The sequence below is a fragment of the Pseudoduganella sp. RAF53_2 genome (assembly GCF_052113985.1).
Lineage (GTDB): Bacteria > Pseudomonadota > Gammaproteobacteria > Burkholderiales > Burkholderiaceae_D > Rugamonas.
In genome coordinates this window covers 1-8,725 of sequence record NZ_JBFRDW010000213.1, presented here as the reverse complement: position 1 = coordinate 8,725, position 8,725 = coordinate 1, and the positions used below count along the sequence as shown (strand labels likewise).

9 protein-coding genes are annotated in these 8,725 nt (G+C 62.4%); 4 read left to right on the top strand and 5 right to left on the bottom strand.

The features are described 5' to 3' along the window. Positions 1-102: 102 nt before the first annotated feature. From AB4Z11_RS14325 to AB4Z11_RS14315, 3 genes are all read right to left on the bottom strand, one after another. A complete protein-coding gene (locus tag AB4Z11_RS14325) occupies positions 103-672 on the bottom strand; it encodes a DNA-3-methyladenine glycosylase I (RefSeq protein ID WP_442025918.1) in 570 nt (189 codons plus the stop codon). Continuing rightward, the gene (locus tag AB4Z11_RS14320; protein ID WP_442025917.1) at positions 669-3,473 is read right to left on the bottom strand and encodes a diguanylate cyclase; all 2,805 of its coding nucleotides are present in this window, start codon (positions 3,471-3,473) and stop codon (positions 669-671) included. Before AB4Z11_RS14320 ends, AB4Z11_RS14325 begins: the two co-directional genes overlap by 4 nt. A gap of 137 nt (positions 3,474-3,610) precedes the next feature. Continuing rightward, positions 3,611-4,273: a DUF4142 domain-containing protein gene (locus AB4Z11_RS14315; RefSeq protein WP_442025916.1), complete on the bottom strand. Its 663-nt coding sequence runs from the start codon at positions 4,271-4,273 to the stop codon at positions 3,611-3,613. Between the two features lie 143 nt (positions 4,274-4,416). Here AB4Z11_RS14315 and AB4Z11_RS14310 point away from each other — a divergent pair, with 143 nt between their 5' ends. From AB4Z11_RS14310 to AB4Z11_RS14300, 3 genes are read left to right on the top strand one after another with little or no spacing between them, the layout of a single operon-like run. Beyond that, complete coding sequence (locus AB4Z11_RS14310; protein ID WP_442025915.1) at positions 4,417-4,776, top strand: COG4315 family predicted lipoprotein; 360 nt, start codon at positions 4,417-4,419, stop codon at positions 4,774-4,776. 6 nt (positions 4,777-4,782) lie between these two features. Continuing rightward, on the top strand, positions 4,783-5,289 hold the full coding sequence (locus AB4Z11_RS14305) for an RNA polymerase sigma factor (RefSeq protein ID WP_442025914.1): 507 nt from the start codon (positions 4,783-4,785) through the stop codon (positions 5,287-5,289). Next, on the top strand, positions 5,286-6,047 hold the full coding sequence (locus tag AB4Z11_RS14300; protein ID WP_442025913.1) for an anti-sigma factor family protein: 762 nt from the start codon (positions 5,286-5,288) through the stop codon (positions 6,045-6,047). The genes AB4Z11_RS14305 and AB4Z11_RS14300 overlap by 4 nt, the downstream gene beginning before the upstream one ends. On the opposite strand, the gene AB4Z11_RS14295 is transcribed toward AB4Z11_RS14300, so the two are convergent. Next, on the bottom strand, positions 6,044-6,541 hold the full coding sequence (locus AB4Z11_RS14295) for a winged helix-turn-helix transcriptional regulator (protein ID WP_442025912.1): 498 nt from the start codon (positions 6,539-6,541) through the stop codon (positions 6,044-6,046). The two genes, AB4Z11_RS14300 and AB4Z11_RS14295, sit on opposite strands and share 4 nt — an antisense overlap. Before the next feature lie 256 nt (positions 6,542-6,797). On the opposite strand from AB4Z11_RS14295, the gene AB4Z11_RS14290 reads away from it, so the two are divergent. Continuing rightward, positions 6,798-7,574: a response regulator transcription factor gene (locus AB4Z11_RS14290; RefSeq protein ID WP_442025911.1), complete on the top strand. Its 777-nt coding sequence runs from the start codon at positions 6,798-6,800 to the stop codon at positions 7,572-7,574. 66 nt (positions 7,575-7,640) lie between these two features. On the opposite strand, the gene AB4Z11_RS14285 is transcribed toward AB4Z11_RS14290, so the two are convergent. After that, on the bottom strand, positions 7,641-8,725 hold a 1,085-nt coding region (locus AB4Z11_RS14285), incomplete at its 5' end, for a TonB-dependent receptor domain-containing protein (RefSeq protein ID WP_442025910.1).

Here is an 8,725-nt window from a genome sequence, read left to right as displayed (position 1 = left end):
ATGTAATGCAGCGCCGCGCCCGCTGCACCGCGGTGGGATGCCAGGGTGGCGAGGAAGCGCTGGCCGTCGCCGAGGGAGGTTTCGAGGACGACGTGGCGCGGCTTAGGCGCCACGCTTGCACTCCGCGTGGCGGAAGCACTTGATGTCATGGTCGTTCACCATGCCGATGCCCTGCATATAGGCATACACAATCGTCGAGCCCACGAACTTGAAGCCGCGCTTCGACAGGTCCTTCGACAGCCGGTCGGACAACTCCGTCTTCGCCACGCGCTCGCCGCGATTGACGATCGGCTTACCGTCCACCCAGGACCACAAATAGGCATCGAGCGACGAGCCTTCGTCAAGCAGCTGCAGATAAGCTCGCGCATTGCTGATCGCCGCCGCGACCTTCAGCTTATTGCGCACGATGCCGGGGTTAGCCAGCAGTTCGGCGACCTTGTCTTCGCCATAGACGGCAATCTTGCGTGCATCCCAGCCATCGAAGGCTTCGCGGTAGGAATCGCGCTTGTTAAGGATAGTCTCCCAGCTCAGCCCAGCCTGCGCGCCTTCGAGATTGAGCATCTCGAACAGCCGCAGCTCGTCGTGGCAGGGCAAGCCCCACTCTTCGTCGTGGTAAGCGATATAGCGCGGATTGGCCGGATTGGCCCAGGAACAGCGATGCACAGTCTTCATGGATGAATTATAGGCTGCTGCTCGACGCTGGTCACCACGCGCACTTCGCCGTCCGCGATCATGCGCGCCTGTTGGTGCATCAGGCGCGGGAACAATTCGTCAGGCTGCGTGCGCTCAGTGGCGTACAAGGCCGCCCAGGCGTTACGTCCCGAATGCTTGGCGATGTACAGCCCCTGGTCCGCCAGCTCCACCACCTGCGACCATGACAGCAGACGTGGATGCGACGGCAGGAAGGGGAAGCAGGCAAAACCGATCGAGCAAGTCTTGGACAAGCGCTTCCCATCCGGCAGCACGAATTCGCGCTGGCAGACGATCTGGCGAATGCGCTCCGCCACCACCTTGGCATCATCGCGATGTGTCGCGCGCGCCAGCACCAGGAATTCCTCGCCGCCCCAGCGCACCAGGTAGTCGGACTCGCGGAACACCTCGCGCAGGCGCTCCTTCATCTGCACCAGCACCGAATCGCCCGCAGCGTGGCCATACTGGTCGTTCACTTCCTTGAAGTGGTCCAGATCGACCATGAAGAACACCAGATCACGGTCCGGCTGCGGTTCCGACGGAGCCTCGCCTTGCAGCGCCGGATCGTCATAGCGGCGCAGYGACATCGCCACGTCCGCATCCACATGCTGCAGGAAGAAGCGGCGGTTGCGCAGGCCGGTCAGCTGGTCGGTCAGGCTGACGTCTTCCAGCGTTTTATACGCGCGTTCCAGCTCGATATTCTTTTCCAGCAGCTGCGCCTGGGTTGCACTCAAGGTCTTCAGCGTTGCCGCCACCTGGCGGTATGCGGACGCATTATCCAGTGCGATCGCGCCATATGCGCACAAGGTGCGGAAGATCATGCGTTCGCGCTCGCCATAGGCCTGCGCCAGCAGCGACTGCACGGTCATCACGCCCAGCACGCGCTCGCCGATGGTCAGCGGCGCAAACAGCAAGGTGAGYGTTGGCAGCGTGCCGGGAATCAGATTCGGCGTATCGGCATGGCTGTCGATTTCGATCAGGATCTCGCGGCGCTCGCGCACGCAGCGCGCCGAGTTCATATTCGGATCATCCAGCGGGAAGCGCGTCGATGGTACGGGGCGGCCCGCTTCCACGCCGAAGGCGCAGTACAGGTGATGGCCGTCCGGCTCCAGCAGGAAGATCGAGAAATGCGTCGCATCAAGCAGGCCGTGCACGTGGCGGTCCAGTGTCCGGAACACCGCCGCCGCATCCAGGTGCGCCGTGATCTCCTGGCCGATGGCGGACAAGTGGCTCAAGGTGGCCGTGGTCTGCTGCAGCACTTCCACGCGCTCCGCTTCCGCAGCGGCCAATTGTCGATGGTGCTCGCCTTCGGTCTGCGCCCGCTCGGTCTGATACTGCACCTGCATGGCGATGGCGCGGTTGGTGGCGTCCTGGCTGTGGGTCTTGTCGCGCGCGGCACTGGCCTGCAAGGAGATTTCGTAAGCGCGGGCAAAATCGCCCGAAGCGGCGTACTCGCGCGCCGCTGCATCGAGCAGCGTGCCCGGCACCGTGTAGCCTTCGATCGTCGCGGCCACAGTGAGCGCCTTGTTCAGGTAGTGCAGCACGGCGTTCGGCGCGTCCAGCGGCGCAGGCGCCGGCAGCTCGTGGCGCAAATGGATATCGGCCAGCACGCGCAAGGCGGCAATCTCGTTGTACGGATCGCCCTGTTCGCGCGACAGCGCCAGCGACGATTGCGCAGCGGCCAGTGCTTCGGTTGGGCGGCCCAGTCCAGACAGCGCATGCGCCTGCCCGCGCCGTGCTCCGCTCTGGAAGTCGGCTTGCGCCAGGGCGTGTCCGCGCTGTTCCAGATCGCGGAAGCTCTCCAGTGCCGCGCGATAGTCGCCCAGATCCAGCGCCAGATCGCCGCGGTATTCCAGCGCCACCGCGTAAGCGCGCGAGCCGGACAAAGGCTTCAGCGTTTCCAGTGCCTCGCTCAGCAAAGTCTGCGCGGCTTCGCGCTGGCCCAGCTGGCGCAAGGTTTCCGCGGTCTGCATCTGGCACAGGCCAATGCTCATCGGCCAGCCGGTGGGACGCGCAATGTCCAGGCCGCGCTGCATCCACTCCAGCGCCGCGTCGTGCGCATTCAGGCTGGTGAAGCCGTTGCCGATATTGGTGGCGATATTGATGGCGCGGCGCAGCTGGCCGGACAGCTTGGCCGCTTCGAACGCCACCATGAGATGACTGATGGCGCGGCCGAAGTCCGCCGACTGGAAGGCGCTGGTGCCGTAGAAATCGCTGATCCAGCCTGCGACTACGGGATGCAGCTTGTCCAGGTCGCAGCTGAAACGCTTGCCCCAGCGTTCCGTGGCAGCGGCCACATTGCGGAAGGACGAGAACAGCGCTGCCGTGCTTTCGAAAACATCGGTGCGCATGCCATCGCCCGCCGCCCGCGCATCGGCGGCGGCGAGTACCAGTTCATTGTCGCAATCGGCGGAATTGCCGCGATCGACGGCGACCCAGGCCAGCAAGTGGTGGGCGTCGGCCGTGCCGAGGCGGTCGTTCAGGCGGGTGAATTCCTGCATGGCCTGCTCGACCAGCGAGGACGCCGCATCCAGTTCACCGAACAGCCAGCGCGCTTCGGCCTGGACAAGTGTGTAACGCGCCGCCAGCGTGCGTTGTTCCTGCGGCCCCAGCAAAAAGCTCAGCGGTGCAGCCTCGGCGGCCAGTTGATCCGCGCGTGCCACATCGCGCTGACGCAGGTGCCAGGACAGCTTCGACAAAAGCGCAAGACGAGGCACGCCGTCCGCCTGCGGCAGCTGCAATTCCCACTGGTCCAGCTCGTCGTCGAGCGCGAAAAGTTCCACTAATTAGAATCCCTGAACAATATTGCTGTAACGCATCTTCGGTCACACTGCATTATTCCACAGTTCGAGATGCAGCAAGCATATTTGCCGGGGTGCGGACGGCGCAAAATGTCCAGGACGCCGCCCGCCGGAACCTGTTATTTGACCGGCGCTGGCGGCTGGGTCGTCATATTGGCCGGATTCTCCGGATCGTCGGTATTTCCACTGGACGGCTGCGGCTTGCGGTCGCTGCTGCCGGTCCTGCCCTTGCTGCCGCTGTTGCCCATCATGGTGCTGCCCTTGATGCTAGCGTTCAGCTGGTCGGCATTGTTCATGTGCTGGGTGATGGTCGGCTCCAGCTTGGTAGCCAGGGCTTTCACTTCCCCATCCTTGGCGCTGTTTTCAGCCTTGGCGATCAGCCGGTGCGCGTCATGGTGCGCTTTCACACCTGCCTGATCCATATAAGTACGGTCGAATTTGTCACCGGACATGCCGTTCAGCTTGGCGATCAGCGCCTTGTGCTTGCTGTCCAGCTCGGTTGGCAGGGTGACGTTTTTGGCGTCTGCCACTTTTTTCACTTCGTCCAGACCCTTGCTATGGTCGTCAACCATCTGCTGGGCGAAGCTCTTGACCTGATCGCTCTGGGTTTTCTGCACGGCCACTTTGCCTGCTTCCACCTCGGCCATATTGGCCATGGCCATATCGGTCAGCAGTTTCTGGTCGGACTTGGCGAGCGACTGGGCATATGCGGTGCCAACGCTCAACAGAGCGGCCAGCAAGGGCACGCCCAGAGTATGCTTCCACAACCTTGCCTTGTTCATGCGATTCTCCTGGGTTTGATAAGGAAAGCCGCTTTCAGGACTTGATAGTTCTCATTGTGTAGAAAATAATTTTACGTTGGATGGAATAGAAGGGCCGCACACTACGTATACGCATTGTCACCACCCACCTGAAGGAGAATGAAATGAAACGTATCGCCCTGTTGATCCCGGCCCTGCTGCTGAGCGCCACCGCATTTGCTGCCGATCCGGTCAAGAAATCCGGCGACATCTACGTCACCACTGACGGCATGACCATCTACACCTTCGACAAGGACGCGGCCAACAGCGGCAAGAGCGTCTGCAACGACGGCTGCGCCAAGAACTGGCCGGCTGTGGCGGCACCGGCCGGCGTGTCCGGCGAATGGTCGGCCATCACCCGCGACGACGGCACCAAACAGCTGGCGTACAAAGGCAAACCTGTCTATACCTTCGCCGGCGACAAGAAAGCGGGCGACCGCAACGGTGACGGCTTCAAGGATATGTGGCGCCTGGTGAAGGACTAAGCTTTCATGCCGGACGCGCGCGAACTTCTGCTGTCCTGCCTGCCCCGCCTGCGCCGTTACGCGCGGGCGCTGACGGGCGAGCGCAGCAGTGCCGATGACCTGGTGCAGGACACCATGGAACGCGGCTGGTCCCGCCTGGCCCAATGGCGGGCCGGCGGCGACATGCGAGCGTGGCTTTTTGGCATCATGCACAATCTGTACGTGGACCAGGTACGCCGTCCGGCCCCCGCTACCGTGGAGCTGGATGAAGCCACGCCGGTGCAGGCCGCGCCTTCGTCCACTTCCGCGCGGCTGGAATTGCGCGATGTGCAAACGGCGCTGGCCCTGCTGCCCGCCGAGCAGCGCGAGGTGCTGCTGCTGGTCGCGCTGGAAGAAATGAGTTATGAGGAAGTCGCCGCCACGCTCGGCATTGCGCAAGGCACGGTAATGTCCCGCCTGTCGCGAGGACGCGAGCGGCTGCGCCTGCTGATGCTGGGCCAGGCCGTGCCCTCGCCCCTGAAAGTCGTCAAATGAGCATCCCTACCGAAGCCGAACTGCAAGCCTGGGTCGATGGCCGCCTGGCCCCGTCCCGCCGGGCCGAGGTGGACAGCTACCTGGCCGTGCGGCCGGACGAATCGGAACGCCTGACCGCTTACCGCCGCCAGAACAAGGAGCTGCGCGCCCTGTTCAATCCTGTCATGGACGAGAGCCTGCCTTCCGCGCTGACGCGCCCGCCGCGCCGTCCGCTGCCGTGGATGCGTATCGCGGCCGCCATTTCCATTGCGGTAGGCGCCGGTCTGCTGGGCATGGCGGCCGGCTGGTCGATGCGCGGCCAGGCACTGGCTACCATTGCCGCCGCGCCGGACGCCTTGCCGCACCGGGCGGCCGTGGCCCATGCCGTGTATGCACCGGAAGTGCGGCATCCCGTCGAGGTCGGCGCGGACCAGCAAAAGCACCTGGTGGCCTGGCTATCAAAACGGCTAGGTACGGAGCTGAAGCCGCCGCAACTGTCTCCTTTAGGCTACGAGCTGGTCGGCGGACGCCTGCTGCCGGGCGATGGCGGGCCTGTGGCGCAGTTCATGTACGCCGATTCCACCGGCCAGCGCCTGACGTTGTATGTGAGTTCGGGACAAAAAGAAATGCGCGAAACGGGCTTCCGCTTCGCGCAAGAGGGAAATGTGCGGGTGTTCTACTGGATCGACGGCAGCTTTGGCTACGCCCTGTCAGGCAGCATCAGCAAGGACGACCTGGGCCGCATCGCCCAGACCGTCTACGACCAGCTCACACCTTAACTGTGCATGCGGCGGCTGGCTTCGCTGATGCGGTTACGCATCACTTCGCTAGCTGCCGGGCCAGGCGCGAACATATAGTCCTCGTCATTGATGGCCAGGCCGCTGTTTGCATCGACCAGCACCTGGTCGGCTGGCTTGCCGGTTTCGCGGCTCACCACCAGCAGGCTGGCGCCTTCCGGCGACAGGTGTTCATTGCCCCAGGCGACGAACGCCAGGAGTACAGGTTTGAAATCGCGGCCTGCCTTGGTCAGGACATACTCATAACGTGGTGGACGCGCGCTGTACTGTCGACGCTCCATGAGTCCGCCCTCAACCAGGCCGGCCAGACGGCGGGTCAGCATATTCGGAGCGATCTTCAAACTCTTTTCGAACTCATCGAAGCGGGTTAAGCCGTAGAAAGCATCGCGAAGGATCAGGATGCTCCACCACTCACCCACCTTGGACAGGCTGCGAGCGATTGGGCACGGCATCTGGCCAAAGTCTGTGTGTTTCATATTGCCTCCGTTTCAGGTGGATAACCAAGTGTCAACGCCAGTCTCTGTTTTACATCTAAAAATGCCTGAAAAGACTCACCAATAATCACTAGCGGATCTCAAGCTGCGAAAACTGCTGCTTTGCTAGTTCATTTTGGTTGAGCCCGACTCACTACACTTTTGCCAGAAGCGACAGCACGTTTGCCAGAGGAGAAAAGCGAAAAAATTTTAAGAACTTGGGCATAATAAGCAACAAGCCCCCGGCATTTGTATTCACATGTATCTGACCAGCGATGCACAAGTTCGCAACATCCTCATCGTGGACGATTCCGCGTTTGAGCAGCGCATGCTTGTCGACCTGCTTAGCGAACTACCGTATCGCGTCTCTGTCGCCTTCAATGGCGAGCAGGGCTACCAGCTCGCCCTCTCCAGCCGCCCCGACCTGATCCTGCTCGATGTGCGCATGCCGAATATGGACGGCTATACCTGCTGCCGGCTATTGAAGGCTAACCCGGCGACGCGCGATATCCCGATCATCTTTTTGAGTGGTACGGATGCGGCGGAGGACCGCATCATGGGGCTGTCGATTGGCGGGGTGGATTTCGTGTCGAAACCCTTTACGCCCGGCGAACTGGCGGCACGCATTCACGTGCACCTGAATCTGATGCAGCGCCAGCCTGCACCGGCCACAGCGAGCGAGCCGGCCGAAGTGGACCCGGACACGGTCATCGTCAATGCGGCCAAGCGCCTGATTTCCGATAATCTGGCCGCCTTGCCCTCGCTGGCCGAGATCGCCTGCAGCGTGGGCACTTACCGCGAAAAGCTGAATCATCTGTTCCGCACGCACACGGGGATGACGGTGTTTGCCTTCATCCGCGAAGCGCGCATCCAGCGCGGACTGCAGTTGCTGCGTGATACCGATATGGATGTCCAGGACATCGCCTTACTCATCGGTTTCAATAACGCCGGCAATTTCGCGACCGCCTTCCGCGAAAAAACCGGCAACACCCCCAGCGCCTACCGCGCCTCCCTTGAGGACGACGCCGCCGCGTGAGCGTCACGCACGGCGGATCGAATGATCCGCCCTACGGCGTAGGTCGGATCATTGATCCGACTGCTTTTAGACCCTGTGGGTCAGCTTGACGGAAGCGAAGCGCCCGCGCGGGTCCGACTGGGTGTAATCGAAGAAGGCAAACGACGAATCCCACGACGGCTTCTTGTCTGCCAGGTTCAGCACGATCAGGTTGACCGTGGTCGCCGGCGTGATCTTGTAGCCGAAGTTCACATCGAAAGTGCCCACCGGCTTCACGCGCTCGCCCGGCCGCGTGGTCTGGTCGTAGCCATCCACGTAGTTCCAGGTCAGCGTGCCGCTGTACGCGCCGTTTTCCCAGTTCGCGGAAGTCACGCCGCGCCATTTCGGAATCGAACCAAACCAGTTATTGCCCGCGCCATTGGTCAACGGCGCGCCCAGTGACAGCGGCGCTTCGAACTTCAGCACATAGCTCAATTGCGCGTTCAGCGCGAAGCTGCCGTATGGCGTGTGCGGGAAGCGCTGGCGCAGGTCGAAGTCGAAACCGCTGGCCAGGCGGTCGCCCTGGTTCGCGTACTGGCGATACAGCGTGAGGATGCGGCCTTGTGCGTCACGCACGATCTTCTCCGGATGCGTGGCTTCGTTGGCGATGATGCTGTCCGCGCTCTCGGTGCCGATCACGCCATTGGTGCGGATACGGTAGTAGTCCACGCCAATGCTGCTGGTCGGCGTTGGCGACAGCACGAAGCCCAGGTCGATATTGTTCGAACGTTCCGGCGACAGATTGCTGTTTGCCGTCGTAATGTTGGTGATGCCGCGCGCCTGGGTTGGCGTGATCGGGTCACGCGGATCGATCACACTGCCATAGCTGACCGACGTCGAGTTGGTGATCTCCGGCAGCGATGGCGCACGGAAGCCGCGCGACACCGTACCGCGCAGCAGCAGCCACGGTGCGGCCTGATAGCGCACGCTGGCTTTCGGCGAGAAGGCGCTGCCGAAGTCGCTGTACTTGTCGGCACGGCCGGCCAGGTTCACGCTCAGGTCCTTCACCACCGGGATATTGAACTCGGTGAACAGCGCCGTTACATCGCGGCTGCCGTTGATGATGTTGATGGCCGGACGCAGCTCGGTGCCGGTCAGTACGGCGGTCGACGTCTGCGAGTCCATCTCTTCAC

What these genes read in the sequence shown, in the direction of transcription:
- AB4Z11_RS14325 (WP_442025918.1), bottom strand. Translation starts at nt 672, where the DNA reads ATGAAGACTGTGCATCGCTGTTCCTGGGCCAATCCGGCCAATCCGCGC.
- AB4Z11_RS14315 (WP_442025916.1), bottom strand. Translation starts at nt 4,273, where the DNA reads ATGAACAAGGCAAGGTTGTGGAAGCATACTCTGGGCGTGCCCTTGCTG.
- AB4Z11_RS14310 (WP_442025915.1), top strand. Translation starts at nt 4,417, where the DNA reads ATGAAACGTATCGCCCTGTTGATCCCGGCCCTGCTGCTGAGCGCCACC.
- AB4Z11_RS14305 (WP_442025914.1), top strand. Translation starts at nt 4,783, where the DNA reads ATGCCGGACGCGCGCGAACTTCTGCTGTCCTGCCTGCCCCGCCTGCGC.
- AB4Z11_RS14300 (WP_442025913.1), top strand. Translation starts at nt 5,286, where the DNA reads ATGAGCATCCCTACCGAAGCCGAACTGCAAGCCTGGGTCGATGGCCGC.
- AB4Z11_RS14295 (WP_442025912.1), bottom strand. Translation starts at nt 6,541, where the DNA reads ATGAAACACACAGACTTTGGCCAGATGCCGTGCCCAATCGCTCGCAGC.
- AB4Z11_RS14290 (WP_442025911.1), top strand. Translation starts at nt 6,798, where the DNA reads ATGTATCTGACCAGCGATGCACAAGTTCGCAACATCCTCATCGTGGAC.